Here is a 23,562-nt window from a genome sequence, read left to right on the forward strand (position 1 = left end):
GCACCACTTCCGTAATCAACCGTGTCCGTTTTCAACGTATCTCCGTTCCAGTTTTTAAACGTTACCGTATGCGTCTGGATCGACCACTTCGCATATAGCGTTATGCCTACTGCCGGCACGGTATCCACATTGAAGTTCCATACATTCGTGAGACCTGCTTCCTTGTACCAGCCATCGAATGTATAACCTACTCGAGTCGGTGCTGTCGGAGCAGCGATCTTCGTTCCGTAATCCGCTTGAATATCGGCTACTGCGCTTCCAGCATTACTGTTGAAGCTGATTGTGTATTGATTAATCGCATACTCAGCAGTAACCACAGTATTCGCTGTCACATTCGTGAAGGCTGTATCCCAGCCGGTGAAGGTGTAGCCGGTACGTGTTGGATCAGCTGGTGCCGCAGCACCACTTCCGTAATCAACCGTGTCCGTTTTCAACGTATCTCCGTTCCAGTTTTTAAACGTTACCGTATGCGTCTGAATCGACCACTTCGCATATAGCGTTATGCCTACTGCCGGCACCATGTCCACACTGAAGTTCCATACATTCGTGAGACCCACTTCCTTGTACCAGCCATGGAATGTGTAACCTACTCGAGTTGGCGCTGTCGGAGCAGCGATCTTCGTTCCGTAGTCCGCTTGAACATCGGCTACTGCGCTTCCAGCATTGCTATTGAAGCTGATTGTGTATTGGTTAATCGCATACTCAGCAGTAACCACTGTACTCGCTGTCACATTCGTGAAGGCTGTATCCCAGCCGGTGAAGGTGTAGCCGGTACGTGTTGGACTCGCTGGAGCCGTAGCATCGCTGCCCGTGTTAACCAGCTCCGTCTTCAATACATCTCCATCCCAGTCCTTAAAGGTTACCGTATAATTTAGAGGTGCTGCTGGATGTCTTAGCAACCAAGTGTTATAGTCGCTTTTGCCTGCTTCGACATCATTGACTAGCAATGAAAGTTTGCCGTCTACATCTCGAAATGGAAAAAAAACGCCGTATTCGGCATTCACAGCAGGCAATAGCGAAGATAAATCATTTTGCAGGACACCGCTATTACTATACTCTACTAAATAATTAGATGGGTTTATCAAATCATTATATGTGTATGATAATACAAAACCATCATCCGTAATAATAGGCTCACCAACCGAACCCCAAGTATGAGTTGCTCCAACTACTGTTTCCGCAGCAAACGGAGTACCGTCCGCATTATATATTCGAAAAGCAGTACTTCTGCTACTATCATCGCTGGTTGTTTTTTTCTGATAGACGGTCAAAAATTTTCCATTAGACAATAATCTTAAATAGATAACCCCGTTTGCAGCATCGTTATGAGTAGAAATAACAAATGAATTTTGTCCACCTACTTGAATGGGCATGGAGCCATTGTTATCAAACACCATCCCTTTATAGTCAGGGTTGTTATAAGATATCATAATCATGAATCTTCCATTATCATTAGAAACGATTTTATGTGAATATTGCGAACCAGGTGTCCCTGCAATAGCAGTAATTGATAGTTGTGAAGCATCTACAGCTGTTCCATTCGGAGCAAACCTTCTAAGCGCATAGTTACTGCTAGAAGTTGTCCACACAAAGGCAAGATTGCCATTCGAGAGCTCAGCGACATCCGTGAATCGATTTAATTCGCCAGCTTCTGAGTTGATTTTTGTAGCCCCGACAACTTCACTACCGACTTGATTAATGATTTTGAAATAGGTATCCGTAAAACCAGTGCCCGATGATCCGCTATACCAATAAATAAGTAAATTGCCATTCGAAAGTTCCTTAATTAGAATGTCATCTGAGTTATCATTCGTTTTAGGAGATATCGTGAATGCTGGAAAAGAGCCTGGCGTACCGTCAGCATTAATAACTGACGTATGTAGGTGATCAGTTTGATCATACCAAGCAATAACAACCTTATCGCCAACAACCACTGGTGGAGTTATTACATAGGAATCTGTGCTTTCATTCGTTTCAACATCGACTCGTTCAGAACCGATATCAACATTTGCCGCTGATACATACATTGGAAACATTGAAAAAATCATCATAAAGACTAATAATAGCGGAACCGCTTTCAGTTTCTTTTGCATTTACACAACACTCCCCTGTTTTTAACTGCCTGACTAAACACCGCCAAAAGCCGACCCTAAGGTCGGCTAATTATCGGTTTATGAATAATAAGGAGAAATCATCAAATACACGACAACTCCTGTAAAGCTAACATAAAGCCAGATCGGCATGGTCCACCTTGCAATTTTGCGGTGCTTGTCCAGCTTCATTTGCAAACCGCGCACAGCTGACAGTAGCGCGAGCGGCACAACGACAATGGCAAGTAAAATATGTGTGAGTAGAATAAAGAAATAGATCGAACGCAGCGCGCCCTCACCGCCATATTTGGTCGATTCCGTCAAATAATGATACGTCACATATGAGACAAGAAACAGCGTAGTTGACGTAAAAGCAGCTCCGATAAAAGCACGATGAAGCTTAACATTCTTCTTCAGAATAGAGACTAATGCAATCACCAGAGAAATAAAGGTGAAGCAATTAAAAATTGCATTCAGCAGCGGTAAGATCGTAACATCAAATCCGAGTTCTCCGTCATAAGCAGGCAAAAAGAACAGCACTGTAATGATCGCTACAAGAACGATGGATAATATCGCTACCAAAGGTCCAACATTTTTTTCCTTCAAGCGCATAACCCTCCTAATCAACCGTATTAATGCTTAAACAACGGCGTTACCTACTCTATTAACATATCCGATATACAGGGTACAAAGCAATCAAATTCACACAATATTTATCACAAATTATTGAAATTTGGCGATATTCGAAACTATTAAAAAGAGGCCTTCCCTCAAGCGATAAATCGCCGCCTGCAGGAAGGCCTCTTCGTTAATCAAATTCAGCTTATTCGTAAATATACGAGCAGCAATAGTCAGATACTTCAGTAACCTGAAGCTTAAACTTTGTGTTCGCAGGCACTTTGAATTCGCCTTCGCCTTGAATGTGAATCCATTCTGTCTCGCCTGGCAGAAGCACCTTAAGGTCGCCTGCCAGAATTTCCATGATTTCGAGACAATCCGTACCGAATTCATAGTCGCCCGGCAGCATAATGCCAAGCGTTTTTTTGGTGCCGTCCGCAAACAATACAGCGCGGCTTGTTACTTTTCCGTCAAAGTAAACATTAGCTTTCTTGACGATGGATACGTTATCGAATTGAGACATGGTAGTTAAATTCTCCCTTATCTATCGAATGCTGAATCTTTGGTAAGTTATTACAGCAATGCTTTCACTTTGCTTACAACGTTTTCTACTGTGAAGCCATATTCCTCGATTACGCGATCGCCAGGAGCAGATGCACCGAAACGGTCGATGGCAAGAATATCGCCTTGATCTCCTGTGTAACGCTCCCAACCGAACGGATGAGCCATTTCGATTGCAAGGCGAGCTTTAACCTCAGGTAGAATAACGGAATTTTTGTATTCCTTCGATTGCTTCTCGAATAGATCCCAGCTCGGCATGCTGACAACACGAACTTGAATGCCTTCCTCAGCCAAAGCCTTCTGAGCAGCAACTGCAAGCTGCACCTCAGAGCCTGTTGCAAGAATTTGAGCTTGCGGCTTGCCGCCCTCTGCATCGGATACAACATATGCGCCCCGGCGAATGTTCTCATGAACGCCATCAACTGTACCTTCAAGAATCGGAAGGTTCTGACGAGTCAATACCAAGGCAACTGGATTGCCCGTGTTCTCCACTGCGTAAGCCCATGCTGCAGATGTTTCATTCGCATCAGCAGGACGAATAACGGTAAGATCAGGGATAATACGGATTGATGCAAGCTGCTCGATCGGCTCATGCGTAGGGCCGTCTTCGCCGACTGCGATACTGTCATGTGTAAGTACATAAACAACTGGCAGCTTCATCAATGCAGCAAGACGAATTGCTGGACGCAGGTAGTCGGTAAATACGAAGAACGTACCGCCGAATACTTTCAAGCCGCTGTGAAGGGCAATACCATTCATTGCAGCAGCCATACCGAACTCGCGAACGCCGTAATACAGGTTGCGGCCATCGTAGCTGCCCGGCTTGAATTGAGTCAAGCCTTTCAGATGCGTCATTGTCGAGCTCTCAAGGTCAGCGGAGCCGCCGAAGATTGTCGGTACGTTTTTGGCAAGTCCATTAAGCGCGTTGCCCGATGCTACGCGAGTAGATACCGCGCTGTCGCCTACTTTGTAAGCAGGAAGATCAGCATCCCAGCCCTCTGGCAATACGCCGGAGATCGCTAGCTCGAACTGAGCAGCAAGCTCAGGGAAAGCTGCTTTATAAGCTGCGTAAGCCGTATCCCATGCTGCATTTGCTTGCTCGCCGCTGCTTTTCACATCTGCGAAATGAGCGCGAACCTCGTCTGGCACGTGGAACTGATGATCTTCCGACCAGCCGTAAGCTTGTTTAGTCAATTTGGTTTCATCAGCACCAAGCGGTGATCCGTGAGGGCCTGCATGTCCGCCTTTTCCGCCTTTGTTCGGGCTGCCGAAGCCGATAACCGTTTTGACTTCAATCAAAGTCGGTTTGGACAAGTCAGCTTGCGCTTCAGCTACTGCTTGGGATAGTGCTCCAAGATCATTGCCGTCTTCTACGCGAAGAACTTGCCAGCCATAGCCTTCGAAACGTTTTTGAACGCTCTCGGAGTACGAAAGGCTCAGCTCGCCGTCAAGCGAGATATCGTTGGAATCATATAGAACAACCAATTTGCCAAGCTGCAAGTGACCTGCAAAGGAAGCTGCTTCGTGGGAAACGCCTTCCATCAAGTCGCCGTCGCCACAAATCGAATACGTGAAGTGGTTAATTAGATCATGGCCTTCTTTATTATAAGTAGCGCCAAGTTGAGCTTCCGCGATTGCCATACCAACGGCCATAGCAATACCTTGTCCGAGTGGACCTGTCGTTGCATCAACGCCTGCTGTATGACCAAACTCCGGATGCCCTGGAGTCAAAGAACCCCATTGACGGAAGTTTTTCAGCTCTTCCAGAGGAAGATCATAGCCAGAAAGGTGAAGCAGGCTGTAAAGAAGCATCGAACCGTGTCCTGCAGACAAAACAAAACGGTCGCGGTTAATCCAAGTCGGATTTGCCGGATTATGCTTCATATTTTTAGCAAATAGCTGATAGCCCATTGGAGCCGCGCCCATCGGCATACCTGGGTGTCCGGATTTAGCTTTCTCGATCGAATCGATCGCCAGTGTACGGATCGTGTCAATAGATAGCTGTTCAATAGATTTTTGTGTAACAGTCATTCCTATTTCCTCCTATAGTCTACTCTAATTTTGTCTCGTCATCTGTTTTCATGATAACGTTACAGTGCCCTACCAGTACGCAACAACTCTGAATATTGTATCACTCTGCATACTTGTTTTCCATCATAATAATTATGATATTCGCATAAAAATACACCTAGTTGAATACTACCGTTTTATTATTATGCACGATTACGCGATCTTCAATATGCCATTTCACCGCACGAGCTAGCACGACGCGCTCAATTGTCCGGCCAATTCGCTTCAAATCATCCACATTATCGCGGTGGCTGACGCGTTGAACGTCTTGCTCGATAATCGGTCCGCCATCCAGCTCTTCCGTTACATAGTGCGCGGTGGCGCCAATAATTTTCACGCCGCGCGTGTAAGCCTGCGCATAAGGCTTGCCTCCCACAAATGCAGGCAAGAAAGAATGATGGATGTTAATAATACGGTTCGGAAATTGTTCAATAAACTTTGGCGATATAATCTGCATGTACCTAGCAAGCACAATAATGTCAGCTTTGTCTGCGACAACCTCCATTTGCTTGCGCTCCGCTTCTGCCTTCGTTGCCGCCGTAACCGGAATATGGTGGTATTCAATGCCGAACGATTCAACAAGCTCCCGCATATCCGGATGGTTGCTGATAACCATTGAAATATCGGCATCGAGATCGCCTGCCTTCCACTGCCATAGCAGCTCCAGCAAGCAATGATCTTCTTTGGATACAAACACGGCAAGCCGTTTCTTGCGGCTCGCGCGGAAGGTATGCCATTTCATATCGAATCGATCGGCTACTCTTGCGAAGTCCTCCACTAATACTGGAAGCTCCTTCTCAAGATCATTTAGATCAAATTCAAAGCGGATAAAGAACATGCCGCCCTCAGGGTCCATCGTATATTGATCCGATTGAACGATGTTTGCGCCATGCTCATATAAGAAATGAGAAACAGCTGCAACGATTCCCGAACGGTCCGGGCACGAAATAAGCATCCGCGCGCGGCCGGCTTTGCCTCCTGATCCCGTTTGAACCTCTGGTGGATTGGATTGTGATGACATGGACTCCTAACTTCCTTTCAAAGCAATATAATTGATAACAGAGTTATATTAAACCTTGGCAAGCAGCTCTTTGCCGCCGAACCAAGCCGTAATGCGTTGGTTAATTTGTTCCTCGGTCAGCCCCTCTGGCAATGCATGGCCAGAAACGATAAGATCGTATAACCGTTCCATCGGCTCGCGCGGATCCGCTTTTTTTGCCTTCGCATCGGTTTTGAGCAAATCCCATACCGACAATACATAGGCTCTCGGATCAATATCCTGCTTATCGAAGAAATGATGCAGTCGCTCTACGTCCTCGAAAAACGGCTCACCTAGACGGTTTTTCCCATTGTTGCTGAGCAGCGCTACTTCCACTTCATACATTGGGCGTTCCGTTTTGTCTTCTTTCCCAATCCAAGGAGTCTCAAGGATGAAAGGACGACCCTTCAAGCCCTCATGGTTAACGATTCTCGAGATCGCATCGTGACCAAGCCAGCCAGCCCCGATAGGTGCGTGTCTATCTTTGCTCGCTCCACGAGCGTTTTTGCTGTCATTCACGTGCACAACGGCAACGCGGTTCAGTCCAACAAGACGGTCGAACTGCTGAAGCACACCGTCCAAGTCATGAATGAGGTCATATCCGGCATCATGCATATGACAGGTATCCATGCATACTGTCAGCCTATCGTTATCGTGAACCTTGTCGATAATGGCTGCGAGCTCTTCGAAGCTGCGTCCGATTTCCGTACCTTTTCCCGCCATCGTCTCAAGCGCGATGTTGACATTAGTGTCCTTCGTTCCCGCAAGCACTTCATTCAAGCCTTCGGCTATGCGCGCAATGCCATACTCCGCATCCTTGTCCGTATAAGCACCAGGATGAAGGACAATATTACGAACACCGATATAATCGGTTCTGCGAATTTCCTCCTGCAGGAATGATACTGCAAGCTCAAACGTTGAATCCTTGTAAGAACCCAAATTTACAATATAAGGCGCATGAACAACAATCTCATTAATGCCAGATTGCTCCATAAGCGCCTTGCCTTCTTCAATATATAAGCTATCGATCGGCTTCCTTCTCGTGTTCTGAGGTGCGCCGGTGTAAATCATAAATGTGCCTGATCCGTAGGATACGGCCTCTTGTGCTGCACTCAGCAGCCCCTTGTCCGAAAATGATACATGGGAACCTATTTTCAACATAAATTTTACGCCCCTTTCGGTTGATCAAACCTTATTTTACAAGGAATGTCGAAATAAATCTAGGAATACGGTATAATTCATTATTGAGGTGAAAGACAAGTATGAAAGTAGCGCCCGATTGGTTTATGTACTTTATCGTTTTTTGGGCGGTCGTCATGGTTGTGGCTATGTCGATTGGCGGGTTTTTCATGTTTCGCAAATTTCTTAAGGTACTTCCGATGCGGGATGGCAAGTCCAAGCTCGATTGGCAGAACTACTGGGTTGAACGCAGCCGCAGCATGTGGAACGAGGATTCCAAGGCACTGCTCGACGAGCTCGTATCCCCCGTACCCAGCGCTTTCCGCGATATAGCCAAGCATTCCATCGCAGCTAAGATCGGTCAGGTTGCGATTGAGCATGGGGCCTCATCCGTTACACGCGCGCACTGCATTGAAGGCTACATAAGAGCTACTCCCAAACGTGATTACCGCAGCTTAGTCACTTTCCTTGATCGTCAAGGCATTGACTATGCTCCCTATAAGCATCTACTTAATAAATGAGTTTAAGCCGCAGCAGTGCGGCTTAAACTCATTTATGTTTATTTAACCAAGGTGAAACGGCTGTCGCCGTCCTTTGGCGGCGCGGTACGTTTCATTCCGAGAAATATAGTGAAAGGATGGCGAAATGCTATACTTTACTATATTTCAAGTGAAAGCCTTTTTAAGGATTGCTTCATATTCATCTGTTAAGGTTAATTATAAATGTAACCAAACGAACATCCATTTCGTTATAACAAGCAGGAGGTGGTTCTCATGATGAACTCATCAAAGCGTAAAAAAAGCAAAAAAGCAGCAGCAGGAGCCGTTCTTCTAGCTGTCATGCTAGCAACAGCAGCTTGCAGCGGTGCGAATGCCAATAAGCCCGCAGCAGGGAATGATCAACAAGGAAATGTAGAAGAGTCTCCGGTCATTACAGATTTGCCTGAAGAAACTGGAGTGATCGACCCAGATGTATCCGCACCTGAGCCGACAGCAGAACCCGAGGCTACAGTTGATAACGGAACAGCAACCGCAGAGCCGGCTGAAGCAGTTAAGGTTAATGAAGGAATATACAGCGGTCTTAGCGACTCGCACTCTATAGAGATTGAAACCGCAGCGGGCGCTATCCCATTACAAATAACTGATGAGATGAAAAGTGATCTGGAAGCATTGCCAGATGATGCGAAAGTGAAATTCGAATATACGGAAAAAGCAATTGAAGGCGATGCATCAGCCAAGCAATATTGGCTAGTGAGCATCGCGCAAATGAAGGAATAGGAGCGATAGGAAATGCGGGTTGCCATTGCCGGAGGGACAGGCTTTATCGGAAGCGCGCTCAAGGAAGCGCTTCTGGCTAGAAATGACGAGGTCTGGATTATTTCAAGAAAACATGCGAAGACCGATTCAAAGCGTTCAGGCCTGAACCATCTCACCTGGGCAGAGATCGAGGCTTCGCCCGCCTTATTGGAAGGCATAGATGCGATTGTTAATCTCTCCGGTGAATCCATTAACCAACGCTGGACAACAGCTGCAAAGCAGCGAGTGATGGATTCAAGAATTACAGCAGCAGCCCGCATAGCGAAGCTTGTCCAATCCTTGAAGCAGAGACCGTCGCTTGTCCTGAATGCATCAGGCATATCTGCTTATGGTATTTCTGCGGACGGCATCTTCGATGAATCGAGCCGAACGAATGTGACCGATTTCTTATCTGAGGTTGTGCAGAAATGGGAGCTTGCAGCAGACAGCATTCCCGCTGACCGACTCGTAAAGCTTCGCGTTGGTGTCGTTCTTGATAAGCAGGATGGTGCCTTTCCGTTAATGGCAATGCCCTATCGCTTGTTCGGCGGCGGCAGAATCGGCAGCGGGAAGCAATGGCTTTCTTGGATTCATCTAACCGACATGATCAGAATGATCTTATTTATTCTAGATCGTGAAGAGATAAGCGGACCGGTAAACGGTTCGTCACCCGAGCCGGTGACGAATGACACTTTTGGACGCGCAATAGGCAAAGCAATGGGACGCCCACATTGGTTTCCCGTCCCTGGCTTTGTGATGCGTACTCTATTCGGAGAGATGTCGACGCTTCTGCTCGATGGCCAACGTGCTTTGCCTCGTAAAGCGATCGAGCACGGCTTTAGCTTCCGTTACCCAACGGTAGATAGTGCAATGAAGGAATTGTTCGGTCGCAATTAGTATCCTTTGTCTCTTTTCAGCTCATAAGAAGGACCCTGCTCGCCTGCTAAATGGATAACATCTCCTAGCGAAAGTTTATAGCTTTTGTATGGAATCATCGCTTGTCCATTGAGCAGGCTTCCATTCCTTGACCCCAAATCCTTTGCTGTGTATTCCCCGTCTTCGCTTGTTAGCTCCAAGTGAATCCGCGATATTCCATTAGCATGATCCGCATAGCTTACCTTTTCGCCAATACGGCCTATTTTGAAGCTTCCATTCAATAAGTCCAGCTTTGTTTTTTCACCATTCAAGCTTCGTTGAAGCCATACGATCGAAGAGCTAGAGAGCTCTTGCTGCTGCTCACTCGGGCTTAGCCATACGGTAGGATTGACCACGGGGTATACGGGATTAGCTGCAACAACATGCAGCTGTTCAACAGGCCGGCTAACAGCAGCCTCCTCAACATTCATTGGAGCCTTTATACCAAAATCCAGATTTTCCTTTACTGCATGCAAATGAGCTGATCCGTGAATATTGCCCGGTTCGAGAGACGGCTGATGCCAATCATCCATCTCGGGGTGAGTATCATCTTGATTCGTCCCCTTTCTCCATACCCAAATTAAAGCAGCAGCTAGAAGCAAGGTTATGCCTAAGCTCAGCAGCATGGTTTGCTTTGACGCCGATTCCAGATAAATAAAACGCCAGGTGCAAGCTAATGCGACAAGAAGTACGGCCACTCCAACTCGTCTAGCCTTTCCGCCTTCTTTCAACCCCGCGTCCATCTCAAATTCGGAAAAATATTCTTGCGCCGATGCGTGCTCTTGATAACTTTCCAATCGCGTATTAGGCTCGTAAGATGTTTTACTGTCTGCTGAAACAGGCTGCCACGGCACTCTCTCATTTTTCATTTGACTACTTTGATGCTCTATTCCCGGTACCTGTGCATGTTCAGTCCTAACCTTTTCTCCTTGCGTCGATGTATTCCATTCCTGCTTACGTTCACGGTGCTGCAAGGTGGTACTCCTATTTTTAATTGAGCTCTCCCTAATTAACTCCAGCAAAGTACCGCGCAGTTCTTCTAATGGCCATCGCTTGCCTGTTAAATGGTTCAGTACCCGTTTCAATCCTTCTCCATCTATTTGTTCAATATAGGATGTGAAGCGAACAATCAACGATAGAAGATCGCCTGATCCCATTGTCTGCGTTCCCTGATCCGCCTTAATTGGCACATATGCAAGACGTATATCATGAAGCTTATCTCCGGTAAAAATAAATTGTTCATCGAGCAAACAGCCCTCCGGCCGCAGCATATAATGCCTGCATTCATATAGCGCATCTGTTACACCTAATAGAAGCATATAATATTGTTCCATCGTAAGCGGTTCCTGCTGCAGACGATGCAGAAGCATCTTCATGCCGGACAGCTTGTAACGAAATGTTACTCTTGCATCCATCTCCAACCAATCCATTGGCAGCAAATACGGAATCTGACCATTTCGAAGCATCTGAAGCTCAATATCATCCAGATCGCTCCTGTAAATCCCGCTCTCGCGGTCAATCATCATTTCATGACCTTGATTCATGGCAAAGTCGATGCGATAACGCTGCATGCCTATGATCCCCTTTCCAGCTTCCAGCTTTAATTAAGGTGAAACGGCTGTCGCCGTCCTCTGGCGGCGCAGCGCGTTTCATACCGAGAAATATAGAGAACGTATAGCCTGAGGATATACTTTCCTATATGTTGAAAATAGACCAAACCGTCACCGCAGCAGGTGCAACCGCGAGCATGAACGGGAACTTTTTACCTGAGCCTGCCCATTGCAGCCACTCCGGCTTTCTCCATCCCGCAGCAGGAGAAATAATCGCGATAACACCCGATGCAACCCTCTTCCCGAAATCGCGGTTAACAAGAAGGAGCAACAATCCGATTGCTCCGGCATACAGAATGGCATAAAACATAAGTTGAAGCACCACCAACACGCCTGTCCAGGCGCCTATTGCTCCAAACAGCTTAACGTCTCCTGCTCCGATGCCTTTGGCCATATGAAGCAATAGAAGCGGAACAAATCCTGCAGCGGCTCCTAATGCAGCAGCCCCTGCCCCGGTCAAACCATTCGCAACCGTATGATAGATGAAAGCAGCAACAAAAAAAGGAAGTGTGAGCCGGTTCGGAATGATTTGCGATTTCAAATCCGTTATAAATGCCCAAATTAAAAGCGTGGCTATGGCGAGCATTGGAAGTAAATCCATATAAACTCCTCTCTGCAGCTGCATTTATTTTCATCTAGCTGGCGCTCTTGCTTTTCTCTACGACAAAATACATGGATACACGGTTATCAGCACGGCCGGATTCAGAAGCAGCAAGCTCCCACGTACCGGGCGTAGTATTGCCTGATACAAGCCATGTCCACTTGATGTACCCATCGGAATCTGCAACTGCTTCTCCCAAATGCTTCGCTTTGCTTGAGCCGCTTTTGTATATTACTTCAAGGGAAATCGCAGCTCCTGGGGTCGTCTTCACCGTTACAGAGGCGTTCCTGCCTGGACGAAGAGGCGCTGGCTCAATGGCAACGATCTGGATGGGAACAATGGATGGGTCTCCATCTTCAATACCGTACCTAGCAGGAGCTGCATCACTAATCCATACACGCTCCACTGCTTGTTCCTTGAGCAGAATAGATTTGCCGATAAAGGGCAGCTTCAAGGGAAATTCATACTCCACCTCAATGGATATGAACGGTTCATTCCCCTTCTCCAAGTCGGGCAAGGATAACCAGCTTAGCCTTAAACCAGCAGGGTCAATAGTGGCAGCATCTGTAAAGCTTCTGATCATCGGTTCCACAACAGCACGTCCGATTTGAGTTGCCGCCATGTTCTGTATCGGTTCAAAATTTCCACGCAGCGCAGATGAGATTAGCGAACCTGCTGGTGTAGGAAGCCACTCAGCAGCATCCGCTGCTACCTCACTCCACGGTGAGAGCGGAATCAGCGTCTGCGAAGAAGCCGGAATGCTGGCATTCGCTTGCTGCCAAGCTAGCTCTACAGGATGGATGTGAGCCGCGATCTGCCGAACCGATTGCGTGGTTGCCGAATGCATGGCTATTTGCACCGCACATAGCCGGATTAGAATTACAAATACCAGCAGCACAACAATGACCATGGGCATGACCAGCGCTGCCTCCACAACAATCGAACCTCGTTCATCACCTAGCCTGCGGTGCTTAATAAGACCATCCGTTCGTTTGTGTTGTCCCATAGCGGTTGCCTTCAACCTTTCCATTCATTAGTCCCATTCCGCCTAGGACGCCCATTAAGCCTGGTACGAACCAAAGCTCAGTAGAGAATGAAGCTTCTCCTGTCACGCCGCTTGGCACGGCAGATAGTATGGCGCCGCTGTTATGCTCGATGACTGCTATCATACGTGCAAGGCTGGGGCTATCTCCCGCTTTATGCATCATCATAAACAGTCTTAAATAATCTTGGTAAGACAGCTCTATCTTTACGTATTTCGATAAAGGCGCTGATCCGCGCTCGGTGAAGGCCAGCATATCCTCTAGCGTCTTTTCGAGTCCGTATATAAGTGCTGCAGATAGAATGAGCAGGGGATGCCCAAGCGTCCTGCTTTCAAGCAAGCCCTCCATCGTTCGAACGGCAAGCCTAGCCGCAAACAACTCCCCATACGCAGCGGCAATGTTTCCAACTGGATTGTGAAATCCGTAAATCACGTATTCAGCCTCCTGATTATTGAAGGAAACGGCATGCGCCAGCTCCGACCACTCTCCTTCTGTCAGCATCGAACGAAGATGCTGCGGTGCAAAGAAGGCATATCTGCCTATTACATATTCTCCGAAGTAAAAGTCGTCTCTCGATTGCTCCAGCATACTTCCCATACCCGAGAACAAACCATCCATCAAAGAAGTTGACCGCTTGGCAGCCTCATGGGCTTCCCCAGCTTCTGTTGGAACAATTGAAGCAGCTGCTTCCGCTTCTTTCTCATTAAATAGAAGATTATCGCTGTATAACTGCTTAACCTGATCAAATACTTGCTGATGCTCCTCTGATTGCGGAATAGCTGTCATCCCGTTAAGCATGCCGCGTGCCTGTTTCCACAAGGATTCAGCTTGTTGATCCTGCTCCTTCAGTTTTGATTTGATATCGCCCTGCTCCAAGGTGCTCCTTCTGCTTGCAATAACGACAGCCGGTTGAATATACTTCTCATGGTAGTCTCCATAAGCAAGACTAAGACTCGCTGCGCCTTCCAGCAATTGATCGGATGATTGCGATGTTATAGGGCTCGTTAAAGCTGCGAGGCTGCTCGTCTGAAAGCTCCCCGTCTCCATGTCTACAGCAGCAGCGACCGTGCCTTGCGTCGTGAGCTCTTGCCGATAATCGACAAACCACGTATCCGGCTTCACTAGCTCATCTGCTGTTTTCCTTATTTGCTCCAAATCAGAAGCCGCATTATTCGGCATTTCATGCTGATCAGAATTAGGCAGCCTTTGACTAGCCAGCGTATCGTATCCATCTTGTCCAGGCTGCTGATTCGCTTGCTCGGCAAGCAGCTGTAATTCCTCATTCAGAACTCTTGCAGCTTCGAGCTCTGTGATGGCATCGCCTTGAAGCTTAGTATGGCGCTGCAGCATCTCAGCGCTGACTTTCCTAAGCTCTAATCCGAACGCCCTCACCGTTTCTTCATAGGCTTTTATGTGCGGTGCTTGCTCGTGCTCTCCATCAGATTGCTGATGATTATTGTTCATACCGATAGCTGCAGAAGCATAATCTGCATATGCCCCTGTAATGCCTAATGCGGTATCCTCTGGAATCTCACCTGTATTAGACTGAAGCGGTATCATGGAAACTAAGCCGCTATCCAACATTACAGCAGCAGCCTGCTCTTGCAGTTGAAGTACTCTGGTCAAATGAGCTTCACGGCGTTCATAAAGCTTGCGCATACTCTCCAGCAAGTCTATCGTTACCGAGGCCTCCTTCATTGCACCTGCCATCGGTATAAACTTAGCAGCCAGCTCCAATGTAAAATCAATAGGCGCCTTATATTTCATTTCCTCCAATACTTGTCTAGCAAATATTTCATGACTCCCCAGAAATGACGCCGAATGCAGCGCAGCGTTCTCCAACTTCAGTCTTACCAGCTTTATGCCTGGTTCTGTGAAACGTTCTTGCTGGTCTGTAGCTGCTGACAGTACCTCCGAGAATAGTTTCTGGCCATCCGTGCCTCCCCGGCCGAACAAGCCATAACGCTCATACAGAGTAGAGTCATAAGCTGAGAGCACGGACCTCACGCCAGATCGAACGGCATCCTCTGCCAGCTTGTGCACGGCAGCAATACGCGCGTAGTCGATCAACAGAGAAAAGAATAACAGCAAGGAGGACAACACGATGACAGAAAACACCGTTACCGCCCCGTCCTCACGGAACAGCAAGCGACGTTTGCCCCCTACTGCTTCCTGCCGCTTTTTTTTCACGGTCTTAGCCATCCTCCACCTCCATGATTACTTTTTCTTTTGCTCGCGGGTTTTGGCATGTTCCGTATAGGGAGCGAGCACCTGACCGGCTTCCTCTCTTGCCAGGCGCGCACCTCCTGTCCGATTAGCGAATTTCGTCGCATAATAACGCGCAAGGTCAACGCTTCTAATAAATTCAGTCGGATCTACTATAGTGGCAGATGATACCGTCTTGGCTTCTCTTCTCAGCCAGCTTTTCTCAGCGGCTCCATTCGCGAATGGCGACTTCAGCTTGACCTCGACCTCTTTCTTCAATACGCTCCTCGCATAGTTGATTTGCCCTTGATAGGCTAATGAAGCTGCACCAATCCACTTCGCAGATTGCAGCAGCTTACGTTCAGATAGGTCGCTGCCGCCAGCACCATCCTGATCTTCAAGCGGGAGCAGGATGGTGGATGATACATGATCTCCAGCCATACCGAACAGACTACCAAGCATATCATTTTCGCCTACACGCCAGTATAAGCCATCATAAACGGGCTCGTTCAGCATGCCGCTTCTAGCTGTGCGGTAGCTGTTATCCCAGCTGAATGCAGCCCGCTCAACAGTTGACGATGCGGCGTAATAAAGCACAACCTTCTGATACATGTACATGCCAAACAAAATAAATAACAAAATAAGACCAAGCAAAAGTGGAAAAACAAGGGTTGCTTCCAGTGTAAAGCTACCCTGTTCTCTTCTCAGTCCATGCAGCAGCCTTCCCCAGAACGTCTGTTTAACCATTCATACGCCCTGTCCATTAACTAAATATTTTATCTGCTTCATCATCCGCTTTACCCATTAGCCGCTCTATTAATTCGATGATCCAATCTTTGAATAGCAAGGCGATAATAATAACAACCGCAATGATCAGTATAATTTCCAATGTACCTAGTCCCTCTTCCTCTTTCCAAAACGATTGCATAGCTTTTCCTATTTGATTCATTGTCCTCTTCCCCTCTTTTGTTAGTTAAGACATAAGCAATACTGCTGGCGCAGCAACCAGGATCATGAGTACTAATAATATGCCTACAAGTGGAAATACCAGCTTGGAGGAAGCCTCCTCTCCACGAGATCTAGCAATTGCCTTTCTCTTCTCCCATAACGTGTAAGAGAGCTCACGCAAAGCGAGCACAAAGTGTTCTCCACCTCTGCGATAATTGAGCAGCAGCACCGTCGTAAAGACAGATACCTCCTGCACAGAACAGCGTCGATTGAAACGCTCCATTGCCGCCATGAATGATTGGCCGTTGCGCAGCATGGATACCGCCTCGCCCCATTCCTTGTAAAGCGGATGCTGTTTCGCTTCTTTGCCTTCCAGGCATCTTGCAAGCGCCTGGTGCACCGTCTCTCCTGCTCCTACTAGCAGCATTAGCTTGCTCAGCATATCTGGGAGTTCGATAATCATCAGCTGCTTGCGCTGCTCAACCTTTCTTCCAGCTTCTACGAATGGGCGAAGCGCAAGAACAATGCCGAATATGATGCCTACGACGAGCAGTAACGGCTCCTGACCAAGCAAGCTAAGCCACGCGCATGCCGTTAATGCTGCATAACCCATCCCAAAGGACGCTGCTGCCTGCGCTTTCGTCATCTCGATGCTCCAACCGTTTTCCATTAGCAGGAGAAGCCTCATATGGTAGCTCCCCATTGGCAGATGCATCGAATCAAACACCTTATAACGCTCCAGCATACGCTGGAAAGGACTAACGATAAGCAGCTGTTTCATCTGTTCTCCAGACATAACGTCTCGCTGCTTCCTGCCCGCCAGCCGCTTCAAGATTGCTTGCCATGTGCTGACACCAGCCAAGTACAGCCATATTCCCGTAAGCATTAACGAAGCGATTGCCGCTGCCATAACGATCCTCGCTTTCCTCACATTCGAATGTGCATCATTTTTGCCATCAGCCAAAAACAAACTAGCAAAAGCAGCAGTGCAGCTGTCAGCAGCAGATAGCCAGCCCCTCCATACAAAGGCGCCATATAATCCGGTGCCGCCATGCTTAGAAAAGCTAGAAACACAAAGGGCACCGCCATCATGATTCGGCCTTCGAAACGTTTCTGTGCCACCATGACAGCAATTTCTTGCTCGATCTCCAATTTCTCGCCAATAATGACTGCCGTCCGCTTCATCACTTCCAGCAAATCCCCTCCCGAACGCTTGCAAGCTGCCAGCGCATCAACGAATTGTGTAATTTCATCAATGTCCGCCCGATCTGCAAAGTTTCGCAACGCATATTCAAGTGGCTCAGCATTCTCTAAACGAAAGCGAATGATCTGGAATTCAATGAGCAGCTCCGTCCGCGAGTTCGGATACAGAAGAGTAAGGTCATCAAGGGAAGCCAGAAAAGCATTTTCGATTGAGCGTCCCGCTGCAAGTGAAGAGGTCAGTGAGAACAACGCTTCCTTGAATTGCAGCTTTAGCCGTTCCTTGCGCTGCTTGAGCAGTGATCCGCGCCTATAGCGGGGGGCGAGTATGCCAAGTACAGATACGAGCAGTGACAGAAGTGCTGAATGATAGAACAAATAGATCGCGGAATAGATCACTAGAGAAGCTGCAGCCGCAGTCAACAGAAATTGTCTATGATTAAGCTGGTACTGATCATAATGGGTCAATACTCTGCCATTACGAATATTCACCATACTTTGTTCGTCTTCCCAGCCGCACCAATCCAGAAAACGCCGTATCCTCCCGTTCTGCCTAGTATGCAGCTTCGCTGCCTTGCCCGTGTCAATACCAGTGCTCATATCGCTGCTCCTCCCTTGGCGGTTTTCCCAGCCATTATCAGCTTGTCCTGCCTTACAATGACGTTCTCTGTCCGTTTCAACCCGCCTACCACCTTGCCCTCATGCTCCCCATTCTCCTCGAAATAAAATAGGGGATTCAGCAGCACTTCACCTTCAGCCATCCCAACGACCTCGCATATTTCCGTTACTCTGCGCGATCGATCTCGGAACCTTGATAAATGAATGATAACGTCGATTGCCGAAGCGATCTGCTGCCTTATTACCGTTACAGGTAATTCTGCTGCGCTAAGCACCATCGTCTCAAGCCGTGCAAGCATATCCTTTGCCCCATTGCTGTGGCCCGTTGACATGCTTCTGTCATGTACAAAGTGGTACTTTAAAAACACAAAAAAATATCCACAGCCTGTAGACAACTGTGGATTAAGGCTCCCGTTACAGGAGCCCCACCTCTTTAGCTCGTTTCGCGCCGATCAAAAGTTTCTTAAACCCTGAATCGCGATACTTTTCTATTGCTGAGTTATTGTGAAGCTCCAGAACACGTTGTGCAATGCCTTCGGGTGTTACTTCCTTATCTTCTGCATACCCCATTTGATAAATCACTGGTGCCATCATCATAACTTTAGATTTAGCTGGTACTCCCCATCTTGGATCTGCAAACTTTGACTTTAGATCCTGAATGCGTTCAGCGAATGCGTAAGCAATGGTTCTATCAGCTGCTTGTGAGCTATTGTAGGTTATCCGTTCCTCGTACTGCTCTAGTGTCATGGTATCCGCGATGGCAAGCTCAGCATATAACCTACCCCACGGAAATGCGAGTCCTGGGCAAAATGGTTTTCCCTTCGAATCAATCTGATAATGCCCCAACACTTGATGTGAGTTTAGTGGTATTCTGACGCCATATTCAGCTTCCACGGCTGTCTGAATGTGCTTGTGTATCCAACAAGTAGCAAGAAACTGTTCCCCCGTTAGATTGCCATCGAGACCGTTACCTGCGTACCCTTCATGTTCGATGGATACTCCGTACTTATTGGGATCGCCGCCAATCTGCTTGATTATTGGAGCTGTAGGAAGTTGTATCTTGCCCTGAGTCCAAGCTGATTTATTGATAGGCACATATTGAACAATAGTTCCGTCACGACCTACACCAAAGTGTGACGACGCTTTGTTATTCTTGTTAGCGAACGTATTGTACATCGATCCCATTGAGCCTACGGATATATGATTCACAATTATGATTGGCTTCTGACCATTACGTTCGTTAAAGCTCGGTACTAGCTTTTCGATGATCTCCATAACATCCTCCTAGTGGTAATATCCGTCCACTTCTTCTTGTTGTGGCTTTTCATTCTTAGGTTTGATGAAGATACCTATTACCATGATGAGCAACAGTATCAAGTCAGCAGCTCCGTTAAGTGTATCGTCCGGAATCTCATAACCAAACGTACTTTTAATGAAGGAAGCGATTGCGGCCAGTAGCGGAAATAGAATTCCTTTGTTAATGTTGGACATTTTGAACCTCCAATAAATGATGAATTGTTTTACAACGCGGACAAGAGATAACGCCTCCGAGAGCGGCAAAGACAACCTGCTTCTTTTCGATACTGTATCCTCTGAACTTTGCTGTGACGTAGGGGCAGTCCATGTAATTCCTTCTTTCTGCAGCAGGAGCTCAAGCTTTTCCTCGATCCTTTGCTGGTTTTGGATGTACTGTTTAAACTCCGATTTATCGTCAACGTGAAATAGCCGCTTAACCTGTGACGTTATCAAGTTGCGGCCGAATCGATCGATTATAAAGACAATAGCTGCTAGAAATATGTAATCTAACGGCTTGTTTCGGTTTGTGATAAGCCAGTCGATAAATTCGAACATACAGCATCTTCCTTATATAACAGCTTGTCCTTCGCCTCTTGACCGCATAATAAAAGGACGATGCGCAAAGTATCATCGTCCACTGGGGAGTTTAGGTATTCATCTTCATGGAACTCGACTGGTGGGTCCATAGCTTCCTCCTGAACACAAAAAGAGCCATAGGGTGCTTCCCCATGACTCTTTCGACCGGTGCTTCCGGATTCGTGATAATTGTATCAATAATATCCAATATTGTAAATACTTTGAGTTAATTAAACCATGAACCCATCCACTCACTCATGCAAATTGTATTACTACGATTATCATTAAATGTTCGTTGTTCAACGATTTCTTTGCTTACTCCCTGATGTTCACTAGGGATAACCAAATGAAACGGATCAATGAGCACAATCCTAAATAAAGCTTTTAATTTACCATCATCTTGAGTGACTAGATCCGCCACACTGAACACCCTTACCATTGTCCGAGTTCCAAGGGTGTTTTGAAGATTAGTTTTAAAAACTCCTAGTTGCGGATCAGCTACCAAATTAACGTAGAGTGCCAAACATTGATCGATTTTAGTGTTCCTATTTACAATATCTGCGTGTGATGTAATAACTGAAGGATTATCCGCAAGCTCTTGTATACGTATTTTTATCTCTTGATCTGTTCGATTAGATACGTAATTAGTAAACTTGATGTCCTGATTAATCTTTGATTTTTTAACATCTTCATTGTAATAATAAACCTCTGAAGCGATATCGGTCTCATCACCTAAAAAACCATTCGTTTTAAAGTGATTTGTTGCAACCCTGACTAACGGCGGTGTTAACGTTTTCTCGAAAAGTCGGTTTTTTTTTATCTTAGACATACTTCTCGATATATTCTTGAATGATTGCTTCTTTATCCATCTCTGTCGATTGCTCAACAGCATAAGCTCGCTGCCAAGCATCGTCGCGGTGACTTCGATCAACGAGTTTAAAATCAGTTACTCCATCAATCTGTTCGAACATCTCATTAATAAATTCCTTTACCTCGTCATTCACTGAGACTTCATCAATCGCAGCTTTAATTTTATCTTTATCTTCATATTCTCCATCGCGTTGAGCAAAATAAACTTCAGGAATTACTGGACCATACTTCCAGGCTTGAATTTCCGCATCAAATAAGTAACGAGTAGTAGCGCCTGAGCTTCCTTCAAATACGCCTTCTTCCTCCTTGTTACGGTATACCGCCCCATGAAAGGCAAATAAGAAATAAAGACTTTTTTGAAGTTTTAGTGGTGAAATATTGGGTTTAAGGGAATAAAGATATCTTGCTATGGTGTTAACATCAAATAATGCTTCTGTTGTTTGATGTGTTGTCATCATATAACCTCTTCTCTCTGTTCGACGAGAACAAATGCGAACAAAAATGCGAACAGTTTTGTCTTTATTATGGCACATAGTATGATATTTGTATACATTCATGCCCAAATGTACACATTTTTCATCCAATTTGTTTACAAAATAAAGAGATAAATAGCCTGTTCAAAAGTAGGTTAATATGAGCTGAAGAAGGAACTAATTCAAGTATTGTTCTTCGTATTGTATTTTAAAGATTCCAAGATCATATTTTATTGATCCAAAAAGTTACAAACCTACAAACGAGTTGTATAATATAACAAGTACATAAGCTGCTTGGTCGTCCTGCTCCTGATTAAGGGGGTGGTGACGAATGAAGATGAAAGATGTTCTCACGCTGCTATTTGCCGCTGGAACGTTCCTTTTAGTCCTTCTGTCGTTTATAGCCACTTATTTGCGTTAAACGCAGGTTGTAGGTAGATACGACGAAGGGACCCTCTCGGTTAGCCGCCATTGGGTCCCTTCAAATTCATTCGGTTGGAGGGGATAACCCTCGCAGTCTGTACCAAGAGCGTAGATGCTAGTAACATCTGCGTTCTTTCTTATTGTAAACAATTATACAACAGTTGATTCTTGTTGTAATCAAATTTGTTGACAAAAGAGAATGATTTTGTGGCTTTTGACTATAATCATCAACTCCCTTCAAATTAGTAACTTTAAATAAAAAGAAACCTCATAATTGAGGTTTCACAGCTGCAGTTGAACTTTATCCATGTATTCGGACACTGATTAGAGCTCCTGCTTATGTTCAAGATAGGTCGACGAAGGGATTTGAAATTCAGGGTTCGTCGAACTGTCATGAAATTTCCGATTGTTCAACTGGTCATCAATTTGATGATTAGTTTCACTCACCTGAGTTTGAAGGTCAGTCGGTTCACTCAACAGCAGTTACTTCTACACTACACCGATACTTCAGCTATATTGAATGTTCTTTGTTCTTGTAATCCATTGATATAAGCTTGACGCTGGCTTAAGTCAAGAAGATTGTTCATGTGACTTTCAATTTCCAGCATATCGCCATGATGCATATTCGGCAAAGCCGCAAACAATTTATTAAAATATGAATAGAAACCGTCAGATGCCTCTTTTATCTCTGTTCTTTCCTCAATTTCTACTAATACTTGATGAACCTTTTCCTCGAATACTTTGTCGCGAACAACGGTCATATCGACACCCCCGAAAAGGCATCTTCGATCGTTTTATTTAAAAAGGAAACAAAACCGTCAAGCAAAATTTCCTTTTCAGGAGAGGCTTTTTTTATAATTCGCTCCGCTAAATCCTGCAAACCTTGCTCGTAAATACCAAGCAATTGTTCCGTTGCATCACGATCCGAAACAATTCCATCTTTAATATCAGTACAAACATCGTGAACTTTATAAAAAACTGAGTTTGGATCGTTGTAATTAATTTTCATCTCAATTCCTCCGTTTGTTGGAGGATATTCCCATGGAAGTATATAGTTTTGTCATCAAGAATGTTTACAGAAAGGTACACTCTGGATATACTAAGAACAGGAGATATCCTCATTTATTTTTGAAAGCGCCCTTCTACCGCCAAGTATCGGGGGCGTTTTCTTTCGTTAAACAGCTTCAAAAATTTCGTCAAAACTTTTGCATTCAAAAATTTTATAAATTTGAGTAAGTGTTCTTTTACTTACGAATGTTCCCTGTGTCTCAATGTGTTTAATTGTATCAAGCGATACACCTAATTCCATTGCAGTAACTGGTTGAGTCCAACCTTTTCTCTTACGAAGTTGCTTTAATTTAATTACCAAGTCCTCACCCCTTTAGTTTATTCTAACTGTACTTTTTCATGATAGTTTATTTTTAATATACCGTCAATGATATTTTTAGGAGTGTTATCATGAGTTTAGGTCAAAGGATACGTGAACAACGAAGAAAATTAGGATTAACTCAGCCACAATTAGCTGAAACTATAGGCATGTCTTTAAATACAATTAAGCAATTAGAGATCGGCCGTGTTAAACCTAGTATTGATACATTAGAGAAACTATCTAATTTGTTTGGTGTTACCTCTGATTATTTATTAGGAAGAAAATCGAACTATATTAATATTGAAATTCAAGATGAATATATAAAACTCGTAATGAGAGAAATTGGAAAAAGATATAGCGTGGATATCGAAAATGATTCAGAAATTAAAGAAGCTATACTAGCTTCAATTGAAAGTTGGATAAACAACAATAAAGACACCTAGCGATTAGGTGTCTTCTTTGTTCATCGTATATCCCATTCACTTTCTTCGGGATCAATATATGGTGGAAAACTGCCATCCAACACTGATTCTATCAACCCCCACAACCCCAAAACACATACA

Annotated in this window: 27 protein-coding genes; 4 read left to right on the forward strand and 23 right to left on the reverse strand. The window is 45.6% G+C overall.

The window, feature by feature from the left end; genetic code table 11:
• The 6 genes from FGT79_RS11215 to FGT79_RS11240 all read right to left on the reverse strand — a co-directional run.
• A partial coding sequence (locus tag FGT79_RS11215; protein ID WP_171056170.1) for an InlB B-repeat-containing protein occupies positions 1–2,093 on the reverse strand: 2,093 nt, incomplete at its 3' end.
• A gap of 78 nt (positions 2,094–2,171) precedes the next feature.
• Positions 2,172–2,696 (reverse strand): DUF420 domain-containing protein, encoded by a 525-nt coding sequence (locus FGT79_RS11220; protein ID WP_425464997.1) that lies wholly within the window; start codon positions 2,694–2,696, stop codon positions 2,172–2,174.
• A gap of 217 nt (positions 2,697–2,913) precedes the next feature.
• The gene (ppnP, locus tag FGT79_RS11225) at positions 2,914–3,231 is read right to left on the reverse strand and encodes a pyrimidine/purine nucleoside phosphorylase (RefSeq protein ID WP_138752733.1); all 318 of its coding nucleotides are present in this window, start codon (positions 3,229–3,231) and stop codon (positions 2,914–2,916) included.
• 50 nt (positions 3,232–3,281) lie between these two features.
• The gene (gene tkt / locus FGT79_RS11230; RefSeq protein ID WP_138752734.1) at positions 3,282–5,300 is read right to left on the reverse strand and encodes a transketolase; all 2,019 of its coding nucleotides are present in this window, start codon (positions 5,298–5,300) and stop codon (positions 3,282–3,284) included.
• Between the two features lie 157 nt (positions 5,301–5,457).
• A complete protein-coding gene (gene purU / locus FGT79_RS11235) occupies positions 5,458–6,360 on the reverse strand; it encodes a formyltetrahydrofolate deformylase (RefSeq protein ID WP_138752735.1) in 903 nt (300 codons plus the stop codon).
• Between the two features lie 48 nt (positions 6,361–6,408).
• On the reverse strand, positions 6,409–7,539 hold the full coding sequence (locus FGT79_RS11240) for a deoxyribonuclease IV (RefSeq protein WP_138752736.1): 1,131 nt from the start codon (positions 7,537–7,539) through the stop codon (positions 6,409–6,411).
• A gap of 101 nt (positions 7,540–7,640) precedes the next feature.
• Between FGT79_RS11240 and FGT79_RS11245 the strand changes: the two genes are divergently transcribed.
• The 3 genes from FGT79_RS11245 (at position 7,641) to FGT79_RS11255 (ending at position 9,749) form a co-directional block, all read left to right on the forward strand.
• Positions 7,641–8,078: a DUF2621 domain-containing protein gene (locus tag FGT79_RS11245; RefSeq protein WP_138752737.1), complete on the forward strand. Its 438-nt coding sequence runs from the start codon at positions 7,641–7,643 to the stop codon at positions 8,076–8,078.
• Between the two features lie 252 nt (positions 8,079–8,330).
• Complete coding sequence (locus FGT79_RS11250) at positions 8,331–8,834, forward strand: hypothetical protein (protein WP_138752738.1); 504 nt, start codon at positions 8,331–8,333, stop codon at positions 8,832–8,834.
• A gap of 12 nt (positions 8,835–8,846) precedes the next feature.
• On the forward strand, positions 8,847–9,749 hold the full coding sequence (locus FGT79_RS11255) for a TIGR01777 family oxidoreductase (protein ID WP_138752739.1): 903 nt from the start codon (positions 8,847–8,849) through the stop codon (positions 9,747–9,749).
• On the opposite strand, the gene FGT79_RS11260 is transcribed toward FGT79_RS11255, so the two are convergent.
• From FGT79_RS11260 to FGT79_RS11335, 17 genes are all read right to left on the reverse strand, one after another.
• Positions 9,746–11,338 carry a DUF6382 and FHA domain-containing protein gene (locus tag FGT79_RS11260; RefSeq protein ID WP_138752740.1) on the reverse strand — a complete coding sequence of 531 codons (1,593 nt, stop codon included), beginning with the start codon at positions 11,336–11,338 and terminating at the stop codon, positions 9,746–9,748. The two genes, FGT79_RS11255 and FGT79_RS11260, sit on opposite strands and share 4 nt — an antisense overlap.
• 124 nt (positions 11,339–11,462) lie before the next feature.
• The gene (locus FGT79_RS11265; RefSeq protein WP_171056171.1) at positions 11,463–11,978 is read right to left on the reverse strand and encodes an A24 family peptidase; all 516 of its coding nucleotides are present in this window, start codon (positions 11,976–11,978) and stop codon (positions 11,463–11,465) included.
• 34 nt (positions 11,979–12,012) lie between these two features.
• Complete coding sequence (locus FGT79_RS11270; protein WP_138752742.1) at positions 12,013–12,984, reverse strand: hypothetical protein; 972 nt, start codon at positions 12,982–12,984, stop codon at positions 12,013–12,015.
• Entirely contained in the window at positions 12,950–15,223 is a 2,274-nt protein-coding gene (locus tag FGT79_RS11275; RefSeq protein WP_138752743.1) for a hypothetical protein, read from the reverse strand. The genes FGT79_RS11270 and FGT79_RS11275 overlap by 35 nt, the downstream gene beginning before the upstream one ends.
• A 15-nt stretch (positions 15,224–15,238) precedes the next feature.
• Positions 15,239–15,973 carry a TadE/TadG family type IV pilus assembly protein gene (locus FGT79_RS11280; protein WP_138752744.1) on the reverse strand — a complete coding sequence of 245 codons (735 nt, stop codon included), beginning with the start codon at positions 15,971–15,973 and terminating at the stop codon, positions 15,239–15,241.
• Between the two features lie 16 nt (positions 15,974–15,989).
• Positions 15,990–16,175 (reverse strand): Flp1 family type IVb pilin, encoded by a 186-nt coding sequence (locus tag FGT79_RS11285; RefSeq protein WP_138752745.1) that lies wholly within the window; start codon positions 16,173–16,175, stop codon positions 15,990–15,992.
• 24 nt (positions 16,176–16,199) lie between these two features.
• A complete protein-coding gene (locus FGT79_RS11290) occupies positions 16,200–17,084 on the reverse strand; it encodes a type II secretion system F family protein (RefSeq protein ID WP_138752746.1) in 885 nt (294 codons plus the stop codon).
• 17 nt (positions 17,085–17,101) lie between these two features.
• Entirely contained in the window at positions 17,102–17,974 is an 873-nt protein-coding gene (locus FGT79_RS11295) for a type II secretion system F family protein (protein ID WP_246096269.1), read from the reverse strand.
• Positions 17,971–18,291: a hypothetical protein gene (locus tag FGT79_RS11300; protein WP_342778473.1), complete on the reverse strand. Its 321-nt coding sequence runs from the start codon at positions 18,289–18,291 to the stop codon at positions 17,971–17,973. The genes FGT79_RS11295 and FGT79_RS11300 overlap by 4 nt, the downstream gene beginning before the upstream one ends.
• A 115-nt stretch (positions 18,292–18,406) precedes the next feature.
• Positions 18,407–19,267, reverse strand: coding sequence for an N-acetylmuramoyl-L-alanine amidase (locus tag FGT79_RS11305; RefSeq protein WP_138752747.1), 861 nt, complete (start codon positions 19,265–19,267; stop codon positions 18,407–18,409).
• Between the two features lie 9 nt (positions 19,268–19,276).
• Positions 19,277–19,843, reverse strand: coding sequence for a hypothetical protein (locus tag FGT79_RS11310; protein ID WP_138752748.1), 567 nt, complete (start codon positions 19,841–19,843; stop codon positions 19,277–19,279).
• On the reverse strand, positions 19,795–19,974 hold the full coding sequence (locus FGT79_RS31080; RefSeq protein WP_171056172.1) for a hypothetical protein: 180 nt from the start codon (positions 19,972–19,974) through the stop codon (positions 19,795–19,797). Before FGT79_RS31080 ends, FGT79_RS11310 begins: the two co-directional genes overlap by 49 nt.
• A gap of 116 nt (positions 19,975–20,090) precedes the next feature.
• Entirely contained in the window at positions 20,091–20,693 is a 603-nt protein-coding gene (locus FGT79_RS11315) for a hypothetical protein (protein ID WP_138752749.1), read from the reverse strand.
• The gene (locus FGT79_RS11320) at positions 20,686–21,192 is read right to left on the reverse strand and encodes a Panacea domain-containing protein (protein ID WP_171056173.1); all 507 of its coding nucleotides are present in this window, start codon (positions 21,190–21,192) and stop codon (positions 20,686–20,688) included. Before FGT79_RS11320 ends, FGT79_RS11315 begins: the two co-directional genes overlap by 8 nt.
• 932 nt (positions 21,193–22,124) lie before the next feature.
• Positions 22,125–22,391, reverse strand: coding sequence for a hypothetical protein (locus tag FGT79_RS11325; RefSeq protein WP_138752751.1), 267 nt, complete (start codon positions 22,389–22,391; stop codon positions 22,125–22,127).
• Positions 22,388–22,639: a hypothetical protein gene (locus FGT79_RS11330; protein WP_138752752.1), complete on the reverse strand. Its 252-nt coding sequence runs from the start codon at positions 22,637–22,639 to the stop codon at positions 22,388–22,390. The genes FGT79_RS11325 and FGT79_RS11330 overlap by 4 nt, the downstream gene beginning before the upstream one ends.
• A 165-nt stretch (positions 22,640–22,804) precedes the next feature.
• Positions 22,805–22,999, reverse strand: coding sequence for a helix-turn-helix transcriptional regulator (locus FGT79_RS11335; RefSeq protein ID WP_138752753.1), 195 nt, complete (start codon positions 22,997–22,999; stop codon positions 22,805–22,807).
• A gap of 89 nt (positions 23,000–23,088) precedes the next feature.
• On the opposite strand from FGT79_RS11335, the gene FGT79_RS11340 reads away from it, so the two are divergent.
• Positions 23,089–23,442, forward strand: coding sequence for a helix-turn-helix domain-containing protein (locus FGT79_RS11340; protein WP_138752754.1), 354 nt, complete (start codon positions 23,089–23,091; stop codon positions 23,440–23,442).
• Positions 23,443–23,562 lie beyond the last annotated feature (120 nt).

Origin of the sequence: Paenibacillus sinopodophylli (assembly GCF_005930355.1) — a bacterium.
GTDB lineage: Bacteria > Bacillota > Bacilli > Paenibacillales > Paenibacillaceae > Pristimantibacillus > Pristimantibacillus sinopodophylli.

Coding starts and splice junctions, on each gene's coding strand:
- FGT79_RS11295 (WP_246096269.1), bottom strand. CDS start 17,974: ATGAGCACTGGTATTGACACGGGCAAGGCAGCGAAGCTGCATACTAGG.
- FGT79_RS31080 (WP_171056172.1), bottom strand. CDS start 19,974: ATGGACCCACCAGTCGAGTTCCATGAAGATGAATACCTAAACTCCCCA.
- FGT79_RS11320 (WP_171056173.1), bottom strand. CDS start 21,192: ATGATGACAACACATCAAACAACAGAAGCATTATTTGATGTTAACACC.
- FGT79_RS11315 (WP_138752749.1), bottom strand. CDS start 20,693: ATGTCTAAGATAAAAAAAAACCGACTTTTCGAGAAAACGTTAACACCG.
- FGT79_RS11255 (WP_138752739.1), top strand. CDS start 8,847: ATGCGGGTTGCCATTGCCGGAGGGACAGGCTTTATCGGAAGCGCGCTC.
- purU (WP_138752735.1), bottom strand. CDS start 6,360: ATGTCATCACAATCCAATCCACCAGAGGTTCAAACGGGATCAGGAGGC.
- FGT79_RS11260 (WP_138752740.1), bottom strand. CDS start 11,338: ATGCAGCGTTATCGCATCGACTTTGCCATGAATCAAGGTCATGAAATG.
- FGT79_RS11250 (WP_138752738.1), top strand. CDS start 8,331: ATGATGAACTCATCAAAGCGTAAAAAAAGCAAAAAAGCAGCAGCAGGA.
- FGT79_RS11275 (WP_138752743.1), bottom strand. CDS start 15,223: ATGGCTAAGACCGTGAAAAAAAAGCGGCAGGAAGCAGTAGGGGGCAAA.
- FGT79_RS11330 (WP_138752752.1), bottom strand. CDS start 22,639: ATGAAAATTAATTACAACGATCCAAACTCAGTTTTTTATAAAGTTCAC.
- FGT79_RS11290 (WP_138752746.1), bottom strand. CDS start 17,084: ATGGCAGCGGCAATCGCTTCGTTAATGCTTACGGGAATATGGCTGTAC.
- FGT79_RS11240 (WP_138752736.1), bottom strand. CDS start 7,539: ATGTTGAAAATAGGTTCCCATGTATCATTTTCGGACAAGGGGCTGCTG.
- FGT79_RS11305 (WP_138752747.1), bottom strand. CDS start 19,267: ATGGAGATCATCGAAAAGCTAGTACCGAGCTTTAACGAACGTAATGGT.
- FGT79_RS11310 (WP_138752748.1), bottom strand. CDS start 19,843: ATGTTCGAATTTATCGACTGGCTTATCACAAACCGAAACAAGCCGTTA.
- FGT79_RS11280 (WP_138752744.1), bottom strand. CDS start 15,973: ATGGTTAAACAGACGTTCTGGGGAAGGCTGCTGCATGGACTGAGAAGA.
- FGT79_RS11265 (WP_171056171.1), bottom strand. CDS start 11,978: ATGGATTTACTTCCAATGCTCGCCATAGCCACGCTTTTAATTTGGGCA.
- FGT79_RS11300 (WP_342778473.1), bottom strand. CDS start 18,291: ATGCTTGCACGGCTTGAGACGATGGTGCTTAGCGCAGCAGAATTACCT.
- FGT79_RS11340 (WP_138752754.1), top strand. CDS start 23,089: ATGAGTTTAGGTCAAAGGATACGTGAACAACGAAGAAAATTAGGATTA.
- ppnP (WP_138752733.1), bottom strand. CDS start 3,231: ATGTCTCAATTCGATAACGTATCCATCGTCAAGAAAGCTAATGTTTAC.
- FGT79_RS11245 (WP_138752737.1), top strand. CDS start 7,641: ATGAAAGTAGCGCCCGATTGGTTTATGTACTTTATCGTTTTTTGGGCG.
- tkt (WP_138752734.1), bottom strand. CDS start 5,300: ATGACTGTTACACAAAAATCTATTGAACAGCTATCTATTGACACGATC.
- FGT79_RS11325 (WP_138752751.1), bottom strand. CDS start 22,391: ATGACCGTTGTTCGCGACAAAGTATTCGAGGAAAAGGTTCATCAAGTA.
- FGT79_RS11285 (WP_138752745.1), bottom strand. CDS start 16,175: ATGAATCAAATAGGAAAAGCTATGCAATCGTTTTGGAAAGAGGAAGAG.
- FGT79_RS11270 (WP_138752742.1), bottom strand. CDS start 12,984: ATGGGACAACACAAACGAACGGATGGTCTTATTAAGCACCGCAGGCTA.